Genomic DNA, 20,475 nt, shown 5'->3' on the forward strand with positions numbered 1-20,475 from the left:
GGGGGGCTCCCAAATCGAACATTTCGACTATGATACTCCGGTGTGCCCAGTTGGCCTGAGCAGCACAGTACTACTGAAAATATATGTTTCTTGGAGATACACCATGTCTAATCGCCAAACCGGCACCGTTAAATGGTTCAACGATGAAAAAGGCTTCGGCTTCATCACTCCTCAAGGTGGCGGTGACGACCTGTTCGTACACTTCAAAGCTATCGAAAGCGACGGTTTCAAAAGCCTGAAAGAAGGCCAAACCGTTTCCTTCGTGGCTGAGAAAGGCCAAAAGGGTATGCAAGCTGCACAAGTTCGCCCAGAGTAATTTCCTGGCGCACTAAAAAAACCCCGTCCATGTGACGGGGTTTTTTATGGGCGCAACCAAAGCCTGAAGCGATTAGCCGCAGTTGACGCGGGTAATCACCAGGTTGGCGTCGGTGTTGAGATTCAAACGATCCGAACGGTATTCCAGAGTGATCATGTCGTTCGGCCTGAGGACTCGTGCAGTCTGCGACCCGGAACGTGTGCGGGCCTGTTCCAGCAACTCTGGCGAAGCTTTTTTGCCAATGGTGAATTCGGCAGCCTTTGCCTCACAACGGCCATTACCGGCCCCGGCTACCACAGGGTCTTTTGCCGACTCGGAGGTACTGCTGCAACCCGCCAACATGACGGCGGCCAGCAAAGTACCCAATGACGCGAGCTTCCAAGGCATGACGCCTCCTTTTCAATAGTTGAACTGAATTCGTGCGACAGCCGTTTGGGCGTTTGGTTTCATGGTCAGTGACATCCCCCGCCCTCAAAGCCGTCAAACACGCAAGTTTGCCTGAGCTATCCCCTGCTGTTCAGTGCGCAATCGTGACTGAATATGAGCAGGCTCAGTAGATATCAATGTAATCAAAGGGCGGTTTCGGCCAGTTCTGTTTCAATGCGTTGAATATCTGCATGACCCAAACCTCATCACTGGCGGCAACCATGCCTACATACCCGGAGCCTTTGGCCCACGTCTCAAGGCGAAACAGCAGCCCGTCAATATCCGTTCCGCCGACAACACCCGACGAAATGTAGGCAATACCTGACTTGCTGACCCGCAACTGGGTATGCATATCGTCGCTGGCAGACGCTAGCAGCTGGCGCACAGCCTCAAGCGTCAAACCGTCCGGGGTATTCAAATCGATCTGCACAGCACTGTCCTTGAAATCTACAAAGCCCAAGTGTCGCATAGCCCTCCGTTCATGCCTAAGTCGGAGTGCCAAAAGCTGCGCAAGGTGGTTAACTCAACGGACAGACTTCCCGACCTCGCGAGACATTTATGACCACCGTGACCATCGACGCCGATATCAAAGTCAGCTGGCCTCAAGGCCACAGCTCTTACAGCCCCAGCACCCCGGAAGAGCTGGCAATCATTGGCATAGACCTGTTGGTCAAGGACTTGGGCACGAAAGCCGCTCAACAATTCATCGAGCAGGTATTCGAGAAGTACCCCATCGACGATATGGGCGCCGCCCACACGTAAAGGGAGTAAAACCCCGCAGGCTGGCACCTGCGGGGACATAACTTACTTGAGACGGGCGAGACGCGTCGTCAGCAAGTCAAAGAAGCCCTGAGCATCGCCGTTCGCGACCCAGAACGCGTTCTTCGGGGCTTTCAGACCGTCGTACCAGTCAACAATGGTCTGGCCAAAGGTTGGCCCTTCGCGACTGTCGACCACCACATTCACCGCACGACCGGTAAACAGTTCGGGCTTGAGCAGGTACGCGATCACCGTGGCGTCATGCACCGGGCCACCAGGAATACCGTAGTGTTCCATGTCGCCTTTGACGTATTCGTTGAGAATATCGCCCACCAGTTTGCTGGCATTGTTGTTCAGCGCAGCAATCTGCTTCAGGCGAGCGTCACTGGTCAGAATCTTGTGAGTGACGTCCAGCGGTAGATAGGTCAGCTTGACGCCGCTCTTGAGGACCACTTCAGCTGCCTGCGGGTCGGCGAACAGGTTGAACTCGGCCACCGGAGTAATATTGCCGCCGTTGAAATGCGCCCCACCCATGATCACCACTTCCTTGATGCCCTGGGTGATTTCCGGGTCCTGAATCAACGCCAGCGCCAGGTTGGTCTGCGGCCCGAGCATTGCAATGGTGATGCTGTGAGGTTTGGCCGCGCGCAAAGTATCGATCAGGTAAGTGACTGCATCGCCTTTGGCCAGACCTTTCTTCGGCTCGTGCACCGTGACACCCGACAGGCCTTCCTTGCCATGAATGTTCTCGGCATAGATCGGCGAGCGCATCAGCGGTTTCGGTGCCCCTGCATAAACCGGCACCTCTTCACGCCCTGCCCACTCGCGGGCCAGCCGCGCATTGCGCGAGGTTTTGTCCAGGCGCACGTTACCGGCAACGGTTGTCAGTGCGCGAATATTCAGTTCTTCGGGCGATGCCAGGGCAAACAGCAGCGCCACTACGTCGTCGGCACCTGGATCGGTGTCGATGATCAGATCAATTTTTTCCGCCGCGTGGGCGCCTGTAGCGGTGAGCAAGGACAAAAGCAGCAGACTCCGGATCAGGTGGTGCAGTCGTTGAGCATAGCGGTACATAGCGCACTCCTTGTGCGTGGATAAATCGAATCGGGATATGGCGGACTAGAAAGTCACCCCTGCGACCAGCACGATGTTGCAGTACGGCTGACATTCGCCCGTACGAACAATCGCCCGCGCCTGTCGGCTAAGGACTTTAAATTCTTCATGACTCAGCAACCGCCGCTGGCCCATCGCGGCATTGGCCGTCAGCTCGTCGATCGCCTGCAGCGCCGGCGGCTGCTTGAGCAGGATTTCTTCCGCCAGCACATGGCTTTCCACCTGCATTTCACTGAGTACGACGCGCAAGGTACTGACAAAGTCCGGAATGCCCTGGGTCAACGCCAGGTCGATCAACTCAACGCCAGGCGGCACCGGCAGACCGGCATCGCCAATCACCAGCATGTCGCCGTGCCCCAGAGAGGCAATTAGCCGCGACAACGCGATATTGAGCAAGGGTGTTTTTTTCATGATGCTTTGAAGGCCTGTACGTCTGACAAGGAAGGAATCGAGGGTTGTGCGCCGGCCCGCGTCACCGACAAGGCTGCCGCGACCTGACCAAAACGAATGGCCTCGACTTCGCTTTTGCCAGCAGCCAATGCCGCGGCAAAACCGCCGACAAAGGTGTCACCGGCCGCCGTGGTGTCGACGGACTTGACCTTGGGTGCCGGAAAATGTTCGCAGCCCTGCCCGTTGGCAAACAATGAACCCTGGGGCCCCAACGTGATGATGACCTTGCCGGCACCGGCGGCGATCAATCGGCTCGCGGCCAGCTCGGCGCTCTCCAGAGAGTCCACCGGCAAACCGCTCAGGGCCGACGCTTCGCTTTCATTGGGGATCAGGTAATCGATTGACGAATACCAGTCGGCCGGCAATGGGCTCGTTGCCGGCGCCGGATTGAGGATCACCGTCTTGCCCAGCTCACGACCGCGTTTGAGGACATAACCAACCGTGTGCATCGGCACTTCAAGCTGACAGATGATCACGTCGGCCGCTGCAAGCACCGCATCGAACCCCGCGACCATGTCAGGTGTCAGCTGACCGTTGGCGCCCGCAACGATGACAATCGCATTCTGGCTGTTGTCATCGACCACGATCAGCGCCACGCCGCTGGAGCCCTCGACCGATGTCAGCGCCTGACAATCGATCTGTTCTGCCAGCAGCGCTGCGCGCAATTGCTCGCCATAAGCATCGTCACCCACGCAGCCGATCATCGACACCCGCGCACCCAGCCGGGCAGACGCGACCGCCTGGTTAGCACCCTTGCCGCCCGACACGGTGGCAAACGACTCGCCATGCAGCGTTTCTCCGGCATGTGGCAACCGCTGGGCGCGGGTCACCAGGTCCATGTTCAGACTGCCTACAACCACTACTTTTGCTGGCATACATCCCTACTCATCAATTCGCTTCAGCGGTATTGGTCGAATACGCCGGCCAGCGGCGCGGTCGACTCTCGCATGACAATGCTAGGCGTCACGATCCGCTGATCGGTCGCCAGTTCGGGTGTCGCGATCCGTCGCAACAGTACCTCCGCAGCCATTTCGCCAAGCTGCAGGATCGACTGGCCGACGGTGGTCAGCGCCGGATAGACATAACGACTCATCTGAATATCGTCGAAACCGATGACCGAAAGCTCGCTCGGCACCCGGATATTGCGCTCGGCGGCGGCCCGCAGTACGCCGATACCGATCATGTCGTTACCGGCAAAAATTGCGCTGGGCGGGTGCTTTTCCAGCAACATCGTCGCCGCGTTGTAACCGCCGATGCTGGTGAAATCACTTTCGAGCATCCATTCTCCCGGCACTTCGACGCCTGCCTCTTTCAAGGCCCGGCAGTAACCTGCCAGACGCATCTGCGCCACGCTGGTATGTGCCGGACCGCCAATAGTGGCGATGTCGCGATGGCCCAGCTCGAGCAAATGCCGGGTCGCAAGATAAGCACCGTATTCATGATCGATGCGTACCATGTCCGCATCGAGTCCCTCCAAGCCACGGTCGACGATCACCATCGGCGTGCGCACGCCCGCCAGCCCTTGCGCCAACCCGCTATCGCCGCCGGCGGACGCGACAATCAGCCCGTCGATGCGTTTTTCCAGCAGCACGCGCAGGTAACTGCGCTGCTTGTCGGGGTTGTCATCGGAGTTGCAGAGGATCACGCAATAACCGTTACGCTCGCAGTAATCCTCGATACCACGGGCCAATTCCGCGAAGTACGGGTTGAGACTGTTGGGCACCAGCAGACCGATAGTCGCGGTGGTTTTCGCTTTGAGCGAGCGCGCCACCGCACTGGGCACGTAATCCAGGCTTTTGATCGCGGCCTCGACCTTGAGCCGAACCTCTTCACTGACCGGCCGGGTCTTGTTCACCACATGGGAAACCGTGGTGTAGGAAATCCCCGCGAGCGCTGCTACATCCTTGATAGTCGCCATGATTCAGCTCCGTCGACTTGCACGTTGGCTGCGGTAGGTGTCCAGCACCACCGCGACCACGATCACCGCGCCGGTAATGATGCGTTTGGTCGGTTCGGTCGCGCCGATTTGCGCCAGTCCGGCAGCCAGTACAGAAATGATCAGGACGCCGAAGAAGGTGCTGATCACCGAACCACGACCGCCCATCAGGCTGGTGCCACCGATCACCACGGCAGCGATGACTTGCAGCTCCAGGCCGGAACCGGCATTCGGGTCCGCCGCTTCCAGACGCGAAATCTGGAACAGCGCGGCAATACCCGCCAGCAACCCCATCAGGCTGAACACCAGGATCTTGTATGGTTTTGGGTTGATACCCGCCAGACGCACAGCTTCCTCGTTGGTGCCGATTCCGATCAGGTAGCGGCCGAACACGGTACGGGTCAACACCGCCTGGGCGATGAAGATAACCAGTAACGCGATAATGAATGACGGTGAAATACCAAAGGTGATCGGATTAGACAGCCAGGCAAAGGCATCACCGATATAGGCCGTGCGCGAGCCGGTCATCTGATAGGCAACGCCGCGAGCCATCTCCAGCACACCCAGCGAAACAATGAACGACGGAATGCGCCAGGCCACGGTGATCGAACCGGTGATGGTCCCGGCCACTGCTGCCGCGGCCATGCCCAGCAGCGCAGCCGGCAAGACACTCCAGCCCCAGCCGAGAATCGCCACGCTGACAGTCGAGCCCGCCAAGGCCAGCACCGACCCCACCGAGAGGTCGATGCCGCCGATGATCAACACGAACGTCATGCCGACTGCCAGTACCATCAGGTCCGGAATCTGATTGGCCAGCGTGCTGAAGGTGTCATAAGAGAGGAAATGGCTGCTCAAGACCGAGAACAGCGCAATCATCGCCAGCAAGGCACCAGCCAGGCCCAGATAGGTACCGAGGCCGTAAAAATTGCTACTACGTTTGCCAGCAGACAGTGCAGTTATCATGGGAGATCCCTAGGCGCCGCTTCATGGAGCAACGCATCACGTTTTTGGTAGCCGGCAAAAGCGGCGGCAAGCAAATCATCCTGCGTCCAGCTGTCGCGCTCGAAGGTGTCGATCAAGCGTCCGGCCGACAACACGCCAATACGGTCGCAGATCAACATCAGCTCGCGCAGATCACTGGACACCACCACCAGCGCCTTGCCCTGACGCGTCAACTCGCCAAGCAACGCGTAAATATCAAATTTGGCACCGACATCGATGCCGCGAGTCGGCTCATCGAACAACAGCACCGAACACTCACGCTCAAGCCAGCGGCCAATCACCACCTTCTGCTGATTGCCGCCCGACAACTCACAAACCAGCTGCGCAGGACTGGAGCTGCGAATGTGCATCGCGTCGATCTGACGCTGCGCCAGCGCCATCTCGTCACGTGCATTTACAATGCCGCCACTGGAGATCATCGGCATATTGCCCAGGGCGATGTTGGCGCTGATCGACTGAGTCAGCAGCAGCCCCTCGCCTTTGCGATCTTCGGTGATCAGGGCAATGCCATGACCGACCGCATCGGCGGGCGAACGAATGCTCACCACTTTCGCCGGTGAACCAAGCGCGACTGTGCCGCTGTCTGCCGCATCGGCACCGAAGATCAGCCGCAGCAGCTCCGTGCGCCCTGCCCCGATCAATCCGGAAATTCCGAAAATCTCGCCGCTGCGCACCTCGAAAGACACATCGCGAACCTTGTCCGAACGGCTCAGCCCTTTGACGGTCAGGGCTGGCGCACCGATGTGTCGTGGACCGAGATCGATGTGTTCGCCCAATTCGCGGCCGACCATCAGATTGACCAGTTGCTCGCTGTTGTAATTGGCCATCGGTTCGACGCAGACCAGATTGCCGTCACGCAATACCGCGATGCGCTGAGCAACCCGCGCCAGCTCTTCCAGCCGATGGGAAATATAAATGATCGCCACGCCACGAGCTTGCAGGCGGGTGATTTGCTCAAAGAGCATCTCGACTTCGCGAGCCGTCAACATCGCTGTCGGCTCATCGAGAATCAGGACATGGCAGTCGCCGATCAGGTTGCGGGCGATCTCGACCATTTGCTGATGACCGATCCCCAGCTCACCGACCAGCGTGTCCGGATCGATCGCATCAAGCCCGACCTGAGCCATCGCGGCGATTGCCTCTCTGCGCAGTTGCTTGCGACTGATCCATCCGCCATTGCTTGGCAGGTTGTCGAGAAACAGGTTCTCTGCGACAGACAGGGTCGGCAGCAGATTGAGTTCCTGCATGACCATGCGAATGCCCAGTTCTTCAGCCTGGGTTCGGCTGCCAGGACGGTAATCGCGCCCCTGGAATTGCATCTGGCCGGTGGTCGGAGTGACCAACCCGCCAATGATTTTCGAGAGCGTGCTTTTGCCAGCACCGTTCTCACCGGTCAACGCCAGCACTTCACCACGCATCAGCGTCAGGTCAATGCCGGTCAATACCGGTTGCGCATACGTCTTGCCGATACCGCTGACCGAAAGGACCGCGTTCGGGGCACAAACTGACATAAAAAACTCTCCATGCGCTCGCCCTTGCGAGCGAGCGCCGTTGTGTCGCCAGAATGATTACTGGGTAACCAGCTCAACCGGAGTTTCGATTACGCCGTTGGTGCCGCTGTCGACCTTTTCGCCCTTGAGCATTTTCAGGGCAGTCTCGATGCCGAACACCGCCTGTTTGGCTGCAAACTGGTCGGCAGTGGCCAGGACGCGGCCATCCTTGAGCATCGGTTTGATGGCGTTGATGTTGTCGTAACCCACTACTTGTACCTTGCCCGCCTTGCCTGCTGCGCGCACTGCCGAAACGGCGCCGACCGCCATGCTGTCATTACCGGCCAGCAGTGCCTTGATTTCCGGGTATTCGCTCAGCATCGACGAGGCAACCTGGTTGCCCTTGTTGATTTCCCACTCGCCGGACTGCAGGGACACAACCTTGATCTGCGCCGCTTCCATCGCGTCCTTGAAACCTGCGGTGCGTGCCTGGGCGTTGGTGGTGGTAGAAACGCCTTCGATGATGCCGACTTCGTCACCGGCTTTCAGCTGTTTTGCCAGGTACTCGCCGACCAGACGCGCACCTTTGCGGTTGTCCGGACCTACGAAGGGCACACTGAGGTTTTTACTTTTGAGCACAGCCGGGTCGAGCTGGTTATCGATGTTGATGACCGTGATGCCCGCATCGACGGCTTTTTTGATCACTGGCACCATCGCTTTCGAATCCGCTGGCGCAATTACCAACGCATTAACCTTGGAGACGATCATCTGCTCGACAATGCGGATCTGGTTGGCGGTGTCGGTTTCGTCCTTGATCCCGTTGGAGATCAACTCGAAATCGGCAGGATGATCTTTCTGGTACGCCTTGGCGCCATCTTCCATGGTCAGGAAGAACTCGTTGGCCAGGGACTTCATGACCAGCGCGACTTTAGGTTTTTCAGTGTCGGCGAACGCCGAAGAGAGGGGCAAAGCGGCGGATGCGGCAGCCAGCATAGCGACAGCGAGAAGACGTCCAGCGAATGGCAGCTTCATGAGTTCACTCCGTTCTTATGATTATTGTGAGCAACGCTTGCACTGCATACGCTTCAAATCCGCTCACCGGCGCTCTGATACGCGGGAACGAGGATTGCCGGCCAACTGGGATCAAACCGTCGACCGGATCGCGCAAACGTTTGCTTAGACCGAACTATGCGAACCCTGCTGACATTTGTCAACGGTCAGAAAAAACCGTTTTGTGGTCTGGTTGGCGAAAAAAACGGCAATGCCGATTATGCCGTGGTGTTGACTACCGATCCGCTACCGGCCCCCTTGGCCAGTTCCTTGACCAGATTGCCGGTCACCTCCATTAGCGCACCGTTGGTTTCACCGATCTGCCCCTGAATCGCCATGACCGCGGTGGTCTTGGCTTCCGGCGTTGGATATGACGCAGCCTGGGCCGCCGCCAGTTGCTGTTGCTGCTGGCGCAATTGTTCTTGCAGTTCCTTCATGCGCTTGAGCAGCATCTTCACCGTGATGCTTTGGTTACCACCGTCATCCGCTTGGGTCTCCGTGCCTGGGTTTTGCCCTACCGGGCCTGTCCTGACTTGCTTGCTGTCACCTTCCTTGCCAGTCGTCAGTTGTGTCTCGGCCTCTGCCCTCGCGTCGTTCAATGCGTTGATCGTAGCGAGCGACTTGCCGCCAATCGTGATGCCGCCTGCGTTTGGAAAACCTACTGAAATGGACATATGAGCTCCTGCACAAAAAATGATCCTGAAAGGATCATCGACCTCTGAGCGGCTTTCTTTAGCACTAATGCCCTTCGAAAATGTGGGAAATCCTAGATTTACGCTGTAGGAGATTTCGGATAGCCGAAAACTTCCATCGCACATATTCGGAAACCCGGACGACTATCGCCTTGAGCGCCACCGCACAAAAGATATAAATCTATATAAATCAAAATGTTAAAAGAATTTTAAATCCAAGAACTGAGCCAATTGGCCAATGTTCGCGGCGAGCAGATGTCGGCTGACGGCATGCTCAACCTGTACAACGCCGTCGCCGTAGCGGGTAGCAAAGATGCTCGCGGCAAAGGCGTGCTGGTCACCATGAACGACGAAATTCATTCGGGTCGTGATGTCAGCAAAATGGTCAACTTCAAGACCGAAGCGTTCAAAAGCCCATGGGGCCCATTGGGCATGGTGATCGAAGGCAAATCCTATTGGTTCCGCTTGCCAGCCAAGCGCCACACAATGGATTCGGAATTCGATATCAAAAACATCAAGAGCCTGCCTGACGTCGAAATCGCCTATTCCTATGGCGATGTCGACGGCACTGCTTATAAGGCCCTGGCCAAGTCTGGCGCCAAAGCCATCATCCATGCCGGCACCGGCAATGGCTCGGTATCTTCGCGCCTGGTTCCAACCTTGCAGGAACTGCGCAAGGATGGCGTGCAGATCATTCGCTCTTCCCACGTCAATGCCGGCGGGTTTGTGTTGCGCAACGCCGAACAGCCAGACGACAAGTATGACTGGGTCGCTGCGCATGACCTGAACCCGCAAAAAGCCCGCATCCTGACGATGGTTGCACTGACCAAGACGTCGGACAGTAAAGAGCTGCAACGGATGTTCTGGGAGTACTGATTCATTGCGTCCGGCCGGATCCGGTCGGACGCTTGCCCCCCCCACTCGCCCGCTCGGGCGAGTGATCTACCCTCCCGCCTTCCCTGCCATTACTTCTGAATAATCACCAATCGGTTTACAGCAAACGGAAAAATTCGCTGTCAGAGGAATTTCTTGAACTTTAAGCAGTTGCGAAATCGCCTACAGTTAAATACTGTATGCACGTACAGCCAAATAAGGATTACCCCGTGGCCACGACCTCTTCAGCAGCGACTAACCCTCCAGGCTCTTACGAACGACTCGGTTTGCGCGTTCAGAAAATCATCAACTCCCCTACCGCCCAAAAAGCCAAGGCCGCCTTGATCTTCCGCCTCCCCGACGAGCCGGTAGATGAATGGGAACGCTTGCTCGAGGAAATCGCCGAGAACGACAACGTCACCCTCGCTTATCGCGACGATGGCGGCGTGCAGATTTTCTGGGTTGTGCCGAAGGAAGATTGAGTCAATGACTGCTCGCTGTTTTGCTTTGCTGTTGTTGCTCTTCGTTGTCATCAGCGCTCAGGCGGATGCGCCACGCACTTTCAACGAAGCAAAAAAGGTCGCCTGGATACTCTACGCCCCACAGTCAACCGAGTTCTATTGTGGCTGCAAATACACGGGCAATCGGGTCGACCTCAAAGCCTGCGGGTACGTGCCACGTAAAAACGCCAAGCGCGCTGCACGCATCGAATGGGAGCACATTGTTCCGGCATGGCAAATCGGTCACCAACGCCAGTGCTGGCAACAGGGTGGTCGCCAGAACTGCACACGTCACGACCCGACCTATCAGCGTGCCGAGGCCGACTTGCACAACCTGGTGCCAAGCATCGGCGAGGTGAACGGGGACCGCAGCAATTTCAGCTTCGGCTGGCTCCCCGTGCAATCAGGGCAATACGGTTCGTGCCTGACCCAGGTCGACTTCAAGGCCAAGAAGGTCATGCCCCGCCCGTCCATTCGCGGGATGATCGCTCGCACTTATTTCTATATGAGCAAGCAATACGGTTTGCGACTGTCCAAACAGGATCGGCAACTCTACGAAGCCTGGAACAAGACTTACCCGGCACAAAGCTGGGAGCGCCAACGCAATCAGCGCGTCGCGTGCGTGATGGGGCGCGGCAATGAGTTCGTCGGCCCCGTCAACATGAAGGCTTGCGGTTAATCAGGTGGCGTCAATTACTGAGCCGTGCTGTGCTCAATGACCATTGATTCGATATTCATCTTCTTCGCCTTGGCCAGCGCCGCGGTCAGCTCGACCTGCCTTGCCTCGGCTTCGGCTTTCGAGTTGAACGGCCCGACCAGCACCCGCTGTTTACCGTCTTGCGTGACCACGTAGGAAACAAAACTGTGTTCGATCAGCCAGCCAGTGAGATCGCTGATCGCCTGCACGGTCTCGCCCCGAACCAGTACATCCCATTGCGGGGCAGCTGCCACAGCGGGCGCAGAAACAACCGGCGCCTGAGTTTTTTTCGACTCCCCGGCCTTTTCCTGACCACATCCGGCCAATACCAATACCGCGACCACCAACGCCATTTTGCGCACAACCTTCCCCTCTGAATGCCAAAAGCCGGGATTTTATCACCCGAAAATGCTTCGCGACCCAGTACACAGGCCTCAAAACAACGAGAATGATGTTTCTCGCCTCTGTATAGTCGCACCTTGGGAATTAATGCAGCGTCTGCACGTCAGAAAGAGGCACCCAAACCGTGACACTTCGCACTAATCTATAGGTACTACCGACATCTGCATTGTCTGAGTCAGGTGCCCTTACAAAGCTATCAAGGAGAAGATCATGCTGATACTCACCCGCAAAGTCGGTGAAAGCATAAACATCGGTGATGACATCACCATCACTATTCTGGGCGTTAGCGGCCAGCAGGTCAGAATCGGCATCAATGCCCCGAAAGACGTTGCGGTGCATCGCGAAGAAATCTACCAACGTATTCAGGCGGGACTTACTGCGCCGGACAAGCGCGAAACCCCCTGAGCCCGTCAGCAATCAGTAGCCAGCCTTTTCTCTCACGGCAACGGCTGGCTAAAGATTCTGCGCGCCTATCCCTGCCCTTCTCCCTGACAACGGCGCAGCACCGGTGATACCGATACTAACGACATCGCCATGAGCCTTACCGTCAGACGATTCGGTTTCAGCCCGGTGAAAACCTCACAGCCGGCCTGGACACACCAAGTCATCGCGCAACGCTAGCCGACTATCCAAACATCACACCTCGTGCCATGCCTGTCGCGGCCACGACCATCAAGATAATCAACAGCGCCTCGATATGACTGATGCGCGCAAAGAGACGGACCCGCCCGACCTCAATCTGCGAACCTCGACTCAAAGCGATCCGCCACTTGATCAAGGCCACCATCGGTACAATCTCAAGCAGCAGGATGATGACGAATAAAGTCATTTTCAGATGGAACAGCGGTTGGTGCAGGTAATAGTCCGCCCCCTTTTCGTACCCGCCAAAGGCACGGATCCCGCCGGTAACCAGAAGAATCAATGCAGAGATTCCCCAAAAGTTATCTGCCAGCAAAACACTTCGAGCCCCCGCGCCCTCCGCCCCCACCCGACGAAAAGCCATGCCACGCGTCAGAACACCCCAGAGCGCCAGGGCATAAGCCAACAGATGGACCGCGGCGAGAAACCAGTGAACCAGCATCGAATTACCCCCCCATTCAAGACGATAAATAATCGGCCTGTCAGTAGTAGTCCAAAACGCCTCGCTTCGCTCACAAGCGCCTCGGAGCCCCTCAAGGAAAGCCCGCTATTTATAAACCGGGAACACGTTAATATCGGCGAGAATGCACACACTCAATCCAGGGATAACGGAGCATGAGCTCATCACGGATGAATACCTCAGGAACAATTACACTGGTTCTCCTCCCGGGGATGGATGGCACAGGCGAACTGTTCGAACCTTTACTCTCGGCACTGGAAGGGCAATTCAACACGCTCGTCGTGAGTTATCCCAACGACCAGCCCTTGAGTTATGCCGAACTGCAGTCAATAGTGCTCAAGGCATTGCCAACCGACAGCCCTTTTATATTGCTTGGCGAATCGTTCTCGGGACCGATTGCCATTTCACTGGCAGCGCTGCAACCCTCTCAACTCAAAGGGCTTGTATTGTGCAGCACGTTTGTACGTAACCCGCGACCGCGACTACGTGGCTTGAGTTTTCTGCTGGATATCCTGCCACTGCACCCTGTGCCTATCGGCTTGATCAGCACACTATTACTGGGGCATTTTTCCACCCCTGCGCTACGCCGTTCATTGCATCGGGCAATATCGCTGGTCACACCTTCGGTGATGCGTGCACGGTTACGCGCCGTTCTGACTGTCGACGTGGCAAAAGAGCTCGCGTGTGTCAGCGTTCCAACCCTTTACTTGCGCGCAACTCATGATCGACTGGTACTTGCGACAGCCTCTGCGCTGATCTCGCAGCTCAAACCGGATATACGGATAACCGACCTGGTCGCTCCACATTGCGCACTTCAGGCAGCGCCTCATAACGCCACAAAAAGCATCAAAGCGTTCGTGAGCAGCCTGTGAGACTTCGACCCCGACAGAAACTCGACGCGCGTTGCCTATGCTCGCGGCCAACGCCTCGATACTGCATTTTTTATTTCTGCGTTTCGTCGCCATTCAGTTGATTGGGCATGAGCCGCAGAGCACACTTGTGGCAGTTGAAGGATCAACGCCCCTATCGATCAAAAGCCCGCCCACCTGCGGGTTTTTTTTCGCCTGCGCGATGGTCGTTACCGACGCATGTGAAGAGCCCAGCACGATGGCTGGGCTCAGTTTATTGCCGGTGTTCCATCATCTTGTCAGCGAGAATCCTGGCCCTGTCGACCAATAGACTCTGCCACTCATCGTGACTCGACTTCGAGCCCCCTATCGTCGGCGCCGTGAGATTGCTTTCGGCTATCAGCGCAGCACAAAAATACTGATCCCAAACGACTCTTTCTCCAGCCGTACGTCTGTTCATTTGGTCGGAGTTCATATGCGGCTCCTTTTGATGAGGTAGCCCTGCTATTTTACGCCCGAACCACGCACATGCCGCACTTGAGTTGGCAGTTGGCGCGCGCCGCCCCAACAACCGTAGGTCGATCCCGACAGGCTGTCATTCCGAGTATCGGCAATCGGCCAAAAACATTCGGACTCAGACAGGAGCAGTGCCAGAAAGACCACCCTCAATTTGATTTTTGAATGCGCCCAAGGCCGAAACGATTTGCTGACTGATCTGCGGGCTCGCTGCGATGTCTGCCTCATCCATTCCTTTAGCCAGCAAGTCGACTGTTATCGAGGCGGGCTCGACAATAATCGCGGACATCGTTTCCAGCACTAACTTGAGTGCCGCCTGGGCGTGACTCGCTCGTGGAGATGCATTGAAAAGTGCTACCGGCTTGCCGGGAAAGTCCTGACTGGCCACGAGCCAATCCAGTGCATTCTTGAACGACCCCGGAATTCCACGAGCGTACTCAGGGCACGAAATCAGAATGCCGTCTGCCTCGGCAATAATCCCACGCAACTCTGCGACGATCTGCGGCGGATCGTCAGCCAGATCCGGATCAAAGTGAGGTAATTGACCCACCTCCAGGTAGTGCCTGATCGACATCCCTTCAGGGCTGAGCCTCTCGGCAGCACGCAGTAGCGCGGAGTTTGAAGAGGCTGCGCGAAGGCTTCCTGAGATTGCAAGCAGTTGCACCATGTGTATACGCTCCATGACTTGGTGGACGGATGAATTGTCGCATACGCAGGCCAAAGCCATCTTTAGCGCAAGAGCAATCCCGATCGGCAGGCGTACTCGATTGCCTCGCGGTCAGGCAGCCCGTTGTCATGGCAGATCTCGGGGGTAGAATTAATTGTGGACTGCCGGCATCAGTGAAACCGATGCATTTCGAGGGCAATACCATGCAAACGACTGAAGACGCGATCATTGCAGCAGCACGACTGCGCGCTGCAAGCCGGGGAGATAACGAAGCCCTGGCTGCAGCTTCAGCACTCGAAGTCGTGGAAACCCTGAAAAAGTCCTTAACAGGAGATAAGTACCAAGAGGCTCTCGAAAGACTGTATCTCGAGTACACAGCCTCCTGAGCGTTGTAACCCACTTACCGGCCGCGCATTTCTGGATTGACCGTTGGCATACACTCGAGAGTAGCCAGATCAATCAGCGTGAAATGGCCGCCCATCCAGCCGCCAGTGTCGATGTGATAGACATTGCCCAGCACCGCAGGCTGAAGGACCACCGTGTGACCGACGATCACGGCCCTGATGCCACTGACGCCAGTAGCGTTTTCGCTGGTAATGCGAGAACGCGACCACTGGCAGATCGTCTGAACACTACGCTGCATCGCGCCTTGCTCCCGCTCAAGGGCGCCAAGCATTTGCGCCCAATCATCGAACGGGCAATCGGCATGCACTATCCCTACCGGCCCCATAGGCGTCATTACTTCGATTGCGATAGGCAGCTCGGCGAACAGATCGGCATAGAAGGCCTGCTCCGTGCTGGACAGACCGTACAGCCAGGCACCGCCGTTGATCATGTGCAGGTAACTGGCCTGGCCTTTATGGCTGAGCCGATGAGCATCGACCGCCATTTGCTCATGATTGCCCTGCACGGCAAAGAACCACGGCTTGGCCAGCCACACATCAACGTCGGTAGATTCGGGGCCACGGTCGACCATATCGCCAACACTGAACAGGCGATCAGTTGCGGGGTTGAAGCCGGCGGCATCAAGTGCTGCCTGAAGCCTGGTGAAATGGCCGTGAATATCACCCACGGCAAAGTCGTGGCCCGCGGTGTTGATTGTGAAACGCCGAACCTGGGTCATGCTGCCACCCCCGGTATCATCTTGAGGCTCTGTTCAATCCAGTGTATTCGCCTCGCCTGCGACTCTTATGCTACCCCCTCGAAGGCTTCGAACTCAGCTATTTGCGAAGGCAAATGCTGACCCGAAGGTGTAGCGCAGGGGGGGGCCTGTCCATGGGCTACCTAATACTTGAAATACCGGCGCGTTGTAGGTATTGGTCGAGATCAACTCAACGCAAGGAGCGAGACAGTGATCAAAATTCGAGAGGCGACCATTGAAGATATCCACGCACTTCGTGATATCGGCATAGAGACGTATCGGGACCACTTCTCCGACATCTGGAGCCCCTCAGGCATGCAGCATTTCTTGAGTGAAGACTTTTCAGTCCTAGCGCTTCAGGAATCGATAAGGGCACCCACACATCACTGTTGGCTCATAGCCCTCGATGAAGACGACAGAGCGGTAGGGTTCTCAAAGGTTAACTGGTCGAAGCCAATGCCGATTACCGGCAAGGCCGGTGCGGAGCTCCAAAAAATTTACTTCCTCAAGACCCAGGCAGGCAAAGGCTACGGGAAACAGCTTCTGCAATTCATCCGCCAACTTGCCAAAGATCGTAAAGAGCATTTCATTTGGCTCGACGTACTAAAAACCAACGCCAGCGCGAGGCGCTTCTACGAGGGCTTCGGCTTCGAAGTACTAGGCGAGATCCCATTTAGCACCGACAAGACCGAGATCGGAATGGTTGTGATGTGCTGCGACATTTCCCGATAGGCGCATTCGATCGCCTCCCAGTCGGGTTGCTTGGTTGTCATAGCATTACTCTGGTACTTGAAATACTGGCGCAGATAACACAGGCGGCATCGTACAGCGCGCAGGCTGGCGGGATTACAAATTAAACCATTTAAAGGCTGGCAGACAGCTCACATCATCTCGCTGTGCGCCTGCCCATGCAGCAGGGCCACAGGGGATGGATTGCTAATTAGTCGTGCGTTATTGCCACATGAAATCTTCACGGAAAAATTCATTCAGTGCTCCCACTGTGACAAGGTCGTAAGTCTTGGTGATTAGCACAGCTCGCCACACACTTTGCCTATTCGCGAAACGTGTCGCGACTTAACGCGCCACTTCAAATACATTCCCACGCCCAGCCCAGGTATGGTCAGATCCTCGGAATCGACCAGTGCCAGTTAAAAACTGTTACCTATGTGCTTGAACCGTTTTGTTACCTATGTGGGTGAGTCATACCTCTGCTAACTCATGCCTGATCAGTTGAGTTTTCCAGCACTGGATACGCAGCCAAGCGCAAGTAAACCCTTCAATCGAGATTTACCTTGATGCATCGTGGTAAACCTCTCACATCAAATACCAATTGCTGAGGAAGCCTCATTGCACGATTCTAAGTATCTAGAAGATCTCCGCTCCCGCTTCAGTTCTGGAGAGGAGCTGAAATATGCCTTTTTCTGGGGACACCAGCGAAGCAAGAGTGGAATTACATCTTCGTGCTTTAGCCAGTGGTTCAACGCCGAATTCATTGTCGAGGGGCAACGCTACCCAACTGCCGAACATTTCATGATGGCAGAGAAGGCAGCCTTGTTCGGCGATCAAGAAATTCGTGCTCAAGTGCTTCAAGCTCCAACCCCCAACGCAGCCAAAGCTCTTGGCCGTAACGTGCGCGGATTCAACGATCACGATTGGCTGCAACACAGATATGCAATTGTCGTCCGGGCCAACCAAGCCAAGTTCTCCCAAAACCCGGAGTTGAACGCTTTCCTCAAGGAGACCGGTTCTCGCATCATAGTTGAGGCAAGTCCGGTTGATAGCATCTGGGGCATCGGGCTCGCCCAGGACGACGAAAACGCGAGCAACCCCAACCTGTGGCGAGGCCTGAATCTGCTGGGGTTCGCGCTTATGCAGGTCCGCGACGAAACCTAATTTGCCCGTTAATGGGGCCTCGAAGTGTTCCGCATTTTCGTTCTCTCCGCTGCACACAAGGCGCGGAGCAAGACCCACGGTCTACTCCACCCTTCCAGGATCTATCAAGCCGCAATATGAAGCCCGCCATGTGCGGGCTTTTTTGAGCCTCAGGATTCGCTGGGAGGTCAGCCCTGGCCACACCTGTGGGGCGAGAGAAAGTCAGGTGAACAAAATCGCGCTGCCACTACTGGCGACCGGCGACAGACAGGCACGAAAGCCTGCCCACGATGGGATACCCCATACGGCTGTCGAAGTGTTGACCGAACTGGCAAATGACGCGGTAAGCGGCGCGAGACAGATTAAAAAAATAGCGCTCCGAGACCTGCGTCAAACCATCCAATTGGCAAGGTCGTTTATCGCGACATCAGCACTGGAGCCGGACAGCGTAAACTGCAACTTATAGAGATTTGCAAGCGCCCGCCAAGATGCCAGCGGCGCATGTTGGTCAGTACCAGCAAAAAGGTAGTGAAGCCGTATCGGCCACGAAAGTGAATGGTAAGTCGATGAGTACAAACGGACCGACGAACTGCGCGAACACGTATTCACCCTTGACACCGTCATAGCAATCATACGGAGGGTTCGTAACGGCCCCAAGCCAGGCGCAGCCACTCAGTTGTGACATGGCAAAAATCAAGATGAGCTTGCGTAGCACGTAATTTCCTTATTACTTTTCCGTCGTGTTTCCCATCGACGCTATCGCGAAGCAACAAAAAAGGGCTCACCTTTCGGTGAGCCCTTCTAGACCGCCCAGCAGAGCGGATTTTGTTTGGTAGGCGCGATTGGACTCGAACCAACGACCCCCACCATGTCAAGGTGGTGCTCTAACCAACTGAGCTACGTGCCTGCTGTGAGGCGGCATTCTACGGAATTCCGTAGGGGTGTCAACACCTTTTTTTCACCTAACCCTATGAATATGCAAAATATTTAATTTTGGTAGGGCAAAGAAGATATTCCGGGTAGCTGGCAGTCGATTTTTAACTCAGGTAGGATCGGAGCACTCGTAAAATATATTAAACAGAGGCTGCAGGATGGCGAACACCCCCTACCCGGAATCCTATTACGCGGCGTCGGCCAACGCCGCCCCGGCGCGCCCATCGTTACAGGATGATGTAGAGACTGATGTCTGCGTCATTGGAGCGGGCTATACCGGCCTGTCCAGCGCATTGTTTCTGCTGGAGAGCGGGTTTCGGGTGACGGTCCTGGAGGCAGCCAAAGTCGGCTTCGGCGCCTCGGGTCGCAACGGTGGCCAGATCGTTAACAGCTACAGCCGCGATATCGATGTGATCGAACGCAGCGTCGGTCCCAAGCAAGCGCAATTGCTCGGTCAAATGGCCTTCGAAGGCGGCAGGATCATTCGCGACCGCGTGGCCAGATACCAGATCCAGTGCGACCTGAAAGACGGCGGCGTGTTTGCAGCGATCACCAGCAAGCAGATGGGCCATCTGGAATCGCAGAAGCGCCTGTGGGAGCGCTACGGCCACACTCAGCTGGAACTCCTGGACAAGCGCCGCATTCGCGAGGTCGTCGCCTGCGACCAATACGTGGGCGGCATGCTCGACATGAGCGGCGGCCACATCCACCCGCTTAACCTCGCCCTGGGCGAAGCTGCGGCCGTCGAGTCGCTGGGCGGGACCATTTACGAGCAGTCACCCGCCATACGCATCGAGCGTGGCGCCAATCCGGCGGTGCATACGCCTCAAGGCAAGGTCAGGGCCAAATTCATCATCGTCGCCGGCAACGCCTACCTGGGCAATCTGGTTCCAGAGCTGGCCGCCAAATCAATGCCGTGCGGCACCCAGGTGATCACCACCGAACCCTTGGGCGATGAGCTGGCGAAGAGTCTGTTGCCACAGGATTACTGCGTCGAGGACTGTAACTACTTGCTCGACTACTACCGCCTTTCTGGCGACAAGCGCCTGATCTTTGGTGGCGGCGTGGTGTACGGCGCTCGGGATCCGGCGAACATCGAAGCGATCATTCGACCGAAGATGCTCAAGGCCTTCCCGCAGCTCAAGGATGTGAAGATCGATTACGCCTGGACCGGCAACTTCCTGCTGACCTTGTCGCGTTTGCCGCAGGTCGGACGCCTGGGCGACAACATCTATTACTCCCAGGGCTGTAGCGGCCATGGCGTAACTTACACGCACCTGGCAGGCAAAGTCCTGGCCGAAGCCTTGCGCGGCCAGGCAGAGCGCTTTGATGCCTTTGCCGACCTGCCGCACTACCCTTTCCCGGGCGGCCAACTGCTGCGTACGCCATTCGCCGCGCTCGGCGCCTGGTATTACGGCCTGCGAGACACGTTCGATTTCTGATTTATCGCGCTCACAAAAAACCGCCTGCACAGGCGGTTTTTTTGGCAGAGGAGAACGTGAGCGTCACTTTGAAATAGCGAAAATCAAATTCCAGAAACAAAAAACCCCGGCCTTTCGACCAGGGTCTTTGCTATCGATTCGAAGTAGCCAGCGGCTTTCTTCGTAGCTTCAAGGCGTTCAGTAGGCCTTGAGGCAGATATGGCGCAGCGGACGGGACTCGAACCCGCGACCCCCGGCGTGACAGGCCGGTA

Annotated in this window: 26 protein-coding genes, 1 tRNA gene and 1 pseudogene; 12 read left to right on the forward strand and 16 right to left on the reverse strand. The window is 56.5% G+C overall.

The features are described 5' to 3' along the window. The first annotated feature begins 103 nt into the window (after positions 1-103). Positions 104-316 carry a cold-shock protein gene (locus FPT12_RS24665; RefSeq protein WP_003179963.1) on the forward strand — a complete coding sequence of 71 codons (213 nt, stop codon included), beginning with the start codon at positions 104-106 and terminating at the stop codon, positions 314-316. Between the two features lie 72 nt (positions 317-388). Here the strand turns inward: FPT12_RS24665 and FPT12_RS24670 are convergent, their stop codons facing one another. Next, the gene (locus FPT12_RS24670) at positions 389-703 is read right to left on the reverse strand and encodes an I78 family peptidase inhibitor (RefSeq protein WP_145021242.1); all 315 of its coding nucleotides are present in this window, start codon (positions 701-703) and stop codon (positions 389-391) included. 163 nt (positions 704-866) lie between these two features. Further along, positions 867-1,172 (reverse strand): hypothetical protein, encoded by a 306-nt coding sequence (locus FPT12_RS24675; RefSeq protein WP_145021245.1) that lies wholly within the window; start codon positions 1,170-1,172, stop codon positions 867-869. 128 nt (positions 1,173-1,300) lie between these two features. Here FPT12_RS24675 and FPT12_RS24680 point away from each other — a divergent pair, with 128 nt between their 5' ends. Continuing rightward, complete coding sequence (locus FPT12_RS24680; protein ID WP_054596657.1) at positions 1,301-1,504, forward strand: hypothetical protein; 204 nt, start codon at positions 1,301-1,303, stop codon at positions 1,502-1,504. A gap of 42 nt (positions 1,505-1,546) precedes the next feature. On the opposite strand, the gene FPT12_RS24685 is transcribed toward FPT12_RS24680, so the two are convergent. The 8 genes from FPT12_RS24685 to FPT12_RS24720 form a co-directional block, all read right to left on the reverse strand. Continuing rightward, positions 1,547-2,575 carry a nucleoside hydrolase gene (locus tag FPT12_RS24685; RefSeq protein WP_145021248.1) on the reverse strand — a complete coding sequence of 343 codons (1,029 nt, stop codon included), beginning with the start codon at positions 2,573-2,575 and terminating at the stop codon, positions 1,547-1,549. Between the two features lie 45 nt (positions 2,576-2,620). Further along, positions 2,621-3,025: a D-ribose pyranase gene (gene rbsD / locus FPT12_RS24690; RefSeq protein ID WP_145021251.1), complete on the reverse strand. Its 405-nt coding sequence runs from the start codon at positions 3,023-3,025 to the stop codon at positions 2,621-2,623. After that, a complete protein-coding gene (rbsK, locus tag FPT12_RS24695; protein ID WP_145021254.1) occupies positions 3,022-3,939 on the reverse strand; it encodes a ribokinase in 918 nt (305 codons plus the stop codon). The genes rbsD and rbsK overlap by 4 nt, the downstream gene beginning before the upstream one ends. A gap of 23 nt (positions 3,940-3,962) precedes the next feature. Next, positions 3,963-4,982, reverse strand: coding sequence for a LacI family DNA-binding transcriptional regulator (locus tag FPT12_RS24700; RefSeq protein ID WP_145021257.1), 1,020 nt, complete (start codon positions 4,980-4,982; stop codon positions 3,963-3,965). 3 nt (positions 4,983-4,985) lie between these two features. After that, positions 4,986-5,963 carry an ABC transporter permease gene (locus FPT12_RS24705; protein WP_054596652.1) on the reverse strand — a complete coding sequence of 326 codons (978 nt, stop codon included), beginning with the start codon at positions 5,961-5,963 and terminating at the stop codon, positions 4,986-4,988. Then, positions 5,960-7,513, reverse strand: a complete 1,554-nt coding sequence (locus FPT12_RS24710; RefSeq protein ID WP_145021259.1) for a sugar ABC transporter ATP-binding protein — start codon at positions 7,511-7,513, stop codon at positions 5,960-5,962. The genes FPT12_RS24705 and FPT12_RS24710 overlap by 4 nt, the downstream gene beginning before the upstream one ends. Before the next feature lie 57 nt (positions 7,514-7,570). Beyond that, a complete protein-coding gene (locus FPT12_RS24715; protein ID WP_145021262.1) occupies positions 7,571-8,524 on the reverse strand; it encodes a sugar ABC transporter substrate-binding protein in 954 nt (317 codons plus the stop codon). Between the two features lie 236 nt (positions 8,525-8,760). After that, positions 8,761-9,216, reverse strand: coding sequence for a hypothetical protein (locus tag FPT12_RS24720; RefSeq protein ID WP_145021265.1), 456 nt, complete (start codon positions 9,214-9,216; stop codon positions 8,761-8,763). A gap of 264 nt (positions 9,217-9,480) precedes the next feature. Between FPT12_RS24720 and FPT12_RS24725 the strand changes: the two are divergent. From FPT12_RS24725 to FPT12_RS24735, 3 genes and pseudogenes are all read left to right on the forward strand, one after another. Continuing rightward, positions 9,481-10,110 (forward strand): annotated as a pseudogene (locus FPT12_RS24725) (asparaginase domain-containing protein); the annotation flags it as partial. A 197-nt stretch (positions 10,111-10,307) separates the two neighbouring features. Next, positions 10,308-10,589: a DUF1654 domain-containing protein gene (locus FPT12_RS24730; protein ID WP_145021268.1), complete on the forward strand. Its 282-nt coding sequence runs from the start codon at positions 10,308-10,310 to the stop codon at positions 10,587-10,589. Positions 10,590-10,593: 4 nt separating this feature from the next. Continuing rightward, on the forward strand, positions 10,594-11,286 hold the full coding sequence (locus tag FPT12_RS24735; RefSeq protein ID WP_145021271.1) for an endonuclease: 693 nt from the start codon (positions 10,594-10,596) through the stop codon (positions 11,284-11,286). 14 nt (positions 11,287-11,300) lie between these two features. Here FPT12_RS24735 and FPT12_RS24740 read toward each other — a convergent pair whose 3' ends face one another. Next, positions 11,301-11,666 (reverse strand): SPOR domain-containing protein, encoded by a 366-nt coding sequence (locus FPT12_RS24740; protein ID WP_145021274.1) that lies wholly within the window; start codon positions 11,664-11,666, stop codon positions 11,301-11,303. 250 nt (positions 11,667-11,916) lie between these two features. Here FPT12_RS24740 and csrA point away from each other — a divergent pair, with 250 nt between their 5' ends. Beyond that, positions 11,917-12,111, forward strand: a complete 195-nt coding sequence (gene csrA / locus FPT12_RS24745) for a carbon storage regulator CsrA (protein WP_007920550.1) — start codon at positions 11,917-11,919, stop codon at positions 12,109-12,111. 220 nt (positions 12,112-12,331) lie between these two features. On the opposite strand, the gene FPT12_RS24750 is transcribed toward csrA, so the two are convergent. Beyond that, positions 12,332-12,787: a DUF2214 family protein gene (locus FPT12_RS24750; protein WP_145021278.1), complete on the reverse strand. Its 456-nt coding sequence runs from the start codon at positions 12,785-12,787 to the stop codon at positions 12,332-12,334. Between the two features lie 230 nt (positions 12,788-13,017). Between FPT12_RS24750 and FPT12_RS24755 the strand changes: the two genes are divergently transcribed. Further along, the gene (locus FPT12_RS24755) at positions 13,018-13,677 is read left to right on the forward strand and encodes an alpha/beta fold hydrolase (protein ID WP_256676853.1); all 660 of its coding nucleotides are present in this window, start codon (positions 13,018-13,020) and stop codon (positions 13,675-13,677) included. A 37-nt stretch (positions 13,678-13,714) separates the two neighbouring features. After that, positions 13,715-13,984: a hypothetical protein gene (locus FPT12_RS27760; RefSeq protein ID WP_178098885.1), complete on the forward strand. Its 270-nt coding sequence runs from the start codon at positions 13,715-13,717 to the stop codon at positions 13,982-13,984. Here FPT12_RS27760 and FPT12_RS28125 read toward each other — a convergent pair. Together FPT12_RS28125 and FPT12_RS24765 are read right to left on the reverse strand one after the other, a co-directional pair. Next, positions 13,928-14,128, reverse strand: coding sequence for a hypothetical protein (locus FPT12_RS28125; RefSeq protein ID WP_054596642.1), 201 nt, complete (start codon positions 14,126-14,128; stop codon positions 13,928-13,930). The two genes, FPT12_RS27760 and FPT12_RS28125, sit on opposite strands and share 57 nt — an antisense overlap. 159 nt (positions 14,129-14,287) lie before the next feature. After that, the gene (locus FPT12_RS24765) at positions 14,288-14,836 is read right to left on the reverse strand and encodes an NADPH-dependent FMN reductase (protein WP_145021281.1); all 549 of its coding nucleotides are present in this window, start codon (positions 14,834-14,836) and stop codon (positions 14,288-14,290) included. A 203-nt stretch (positions 14,837-15,039) separates the two neighbouring features. Here FPT12_RS24765 and FPT12_RS24770 point away from each other — a divergent pair, with 203 nt between their 5' ends. Further along, the gene (locus FPT12_RS24770; RefSeq protein ID WP_145021284.1) at positions 15,040-15,222 is read left to right on the forward strand and encodes a hypothetical protein; all 183 of its coding nucleotides are present in this window, start codon (positions 15,040-15,042) and stop codon (positions 15,220-15,222) included. A gap of 14 nt (positions 15,223-15,236) precedes the next feature. Here the strand turns inward: FPT12_RS24770 and FPT12_RS24775 are convergent, their stop codons facing one another. Next, a complete protein-coding gene (locus tag FPT12_RS24775; protein ID WP_145021287.1) occupies positions 15,237-15,959 on the reverse strand; it encodes a metallophosphoesterase in 723 nt (240 codons plus the stop codon). Between the two features lie 228 nt (positions 15,960-16,187). Between FPT12_RS24775 and FPT12_RS24780 the strand changes: the two genes are divergently transcribed. After that, complete coding sequence (locus FPT12_RS24780; protein WP_145021289.1) at positions 16,188-16,709, forward strand: GNAT family N-acetyltransferase; 522 nt, start codon at positions 16,188-16,190, stop codon at positions 16,707-16,709. A 615-nt stretch (positions 16,710-17,324) separates the two neighbouring features. After that, a complete protein-coding gene (locus FPT12_RS24785; RefSeq protein WP_145021292.1) occupies positions 17,325-17,870 on the forward strand; it encodes an NADAR family protein in 546 nt (181 codons plus the stop codon). 809 nt (positions 17,871-18,679) lie between these two features. Here FPT12_RS24785 and FPT12_RS24795 read toward each other — a convergent pair. Continuing rightward, a tRNA-Val gene (locus FPT12_RS24795) sits at positions 18,680-18,756 on the reverse strand. A 184-nt stretch (positions 18,757-18,940) separates the two neighbouring features. Between FPT12_RS24795 and FPT12_RS24800 the strand changes: the two genes are divergently transcribed. After that, positions 18,941-20,224: an FAD-binding oxidoreductase gene (locus tag FPT12_RS24800; protein ID WP_145021298.1), complete on the forward strand. Its 1,284-nt coding sequence runs from the start codon at positions 18,941-18,943 to the stop codon at positions 20,222-20,224. Positions 20,225-20,475: the final 251 nt, after the last annotated feature.

The sequence above is a fragment of the Pseudomonas sp. H3(2019) genome (assembly GCF_007713465.1).
Classification (GTDB): domain Bacteria; phylum Pseudomonadota; class Gammaproteobacteria; order Pseudomonadales; family Pseudomonadaceae; genus Aquipseudomonas.

Excerpts from the sequence above, each read along its gene's own strand:
- FPT12_RS24665 (WP_003179963.1), top strand. The coding sequence starts at position 104 with ATGTCTAATCGCCAAACCGGCACCGTTAAATGGTTCAACGATGAAAAA.
- FPT12_RS24670 (WP_145021242.1), bottom strand. The coding sequence starts at position 703 with ATGCCTTGGAAGCTCGCGTCATTGGGTACTTTGCTGGCCGCCGTCATG.
- FPT12_RS24680 (WP_054596657.1), top strand. The coding sequence starts at position 1,301 with ATGACCACCGTGACCATCGACGCCGATATCAAAGTCAGCTGGCCTCAA.
- FPT12_RS24685 (WP_145021248.1), bottom strand. The coding sequence starts at position 2,575 with ATGTACCGCTATGCTCAACGACTGCACCACCTGATCCGGAGTCTGCTG.
- rbsD (WP_145021251.1), bottom strand. The coding sequence starts at position 3,025 with ATGAAAAAAACACCCTTGCTCAATATCGCGTTGTCGCGGCTAATTGCC.
- rbsK (WP_145021254.1), bottom strand. The coding sequence starts at position 3,939 with ATGCCAGCAAAAGTAGTGGTTGTAGGCAGTCTGAACATGGACCTGGTG.
- FPT12_RS24700 (WP_145021257.1), bottom strand. The coding sequence starts at position 4,982 with ATGGCGACTATCAAGGATGTAGCAGCGCTCGCGGGGATTTCCTACACC.
- FPT12_RS24705 (WP_054596652.1), bottom strand. The coding sequence starts at position 5,963 with ATGATAACTGCACTGTCTGCTGGCAAACGTAGTAGCAATTTTTACGGC.
- FPT12_RS24710 (WP_145021259.1), bottom strand. The coding sequence starts at position 7,513 with ATGTCAGTTTGTGCCCCGAACGCGGTCCTTTCGGTCAGCGGTATCGGC.
- FPT12_RS24715 (WP_145021262.1), bottom strand. The coding sequence starts at position 8,524 with ATGAAGCTGCCATTCGCTGGACGTCTTCTCGCTGTCGCTATGCTGGCT.
- FPT12_RS24720 (WP_145021265.1), bottom strand. The coding sequence starts at position 9,216 with ATGTCCATTTCAGTAGGTTTTCCAAACGCAGGCGGCATCACGATTGGC.
- FPT12_RS24730 (WP_145021268.1), top strand. The coding sequence starts at position 10,308 with ATGCACGTACAGCCAAATAAGGATTACCCCGTGGCCACGACCTCTTCA.
- FPT12_RS24735 (WP_145021271.1), top strand. The coding sequence starts at position 10,594 with ATGACTGCTCGCTGTTTTGCTTTGCTGTTGTTGCTCTTCGTTGTCATC.
- csrA (WP_007920550.1), top strand. The coding sequence starts at position 11,917 with ATGCTGATACTCACCCGCAAAGTCGGTGAAAGCATAAACATCGGTGAT.
- FPT12_RS24750 (WP_145021278.1), bottom strand. The coding sequence starts at position 12,787 with ATGCTGGTTCACTGGTTTCTCGCCGCGGTCCATCTGTTGGCTTATGCC.
- FPT12_RS24755 (WP_256676853.1), top strand. The coding sequence starts at position 13,018 with ATGGATGGCACAGGCGAACTGTTCGAACCTTTACTCTCGGCACTGGAA.
- FPT12_RS27760 (WP_178098885.1), top strand. The coding sequence starts at position 13,715 with ATGCTCGCGGCCAACGCCTCGATACTGCATTTTTTATTTCTGCGTTTC.
- FPT12_RS28125 (WP_054596642.1), bottom strand. The coding sequence starts at position 14,128 with ATGAACTCCGACCAAATGAACAGACGTACGGCTGGAGAAAGAGTCGTT.
- FPT12_RS24765 (WP_145021281.1), bottom strand. The coding sequence starts at position 14,836 with ATGGTGCAACTGCTTGCAATCTCAGGAAGCCTTCGCGCAGCCTCTTCA.
- FPT12_RS24770 (WP_145021284.1), top strand. The coding sequence starts at position 15,040 with ATGCAAACGACTGAAGACGCGATCATTGCAGCAGCACGACTGCGCGCT.
- FPT12_RS24775 (WP_145021287.1), bottom strand. The coding sequence starts at position 15,959 with ATGACCCAGGTTCGGCGTTTCACAATCAACACCGCGGGCCACGACTTT.
- FPT12_RS24800 (WP_145021298.1), top strand. The coding sequence starts at position 18,941 with ATGGCGAACACCCCCTACCCGGAATCCTATTACGCGGCGTCGGCCAAC.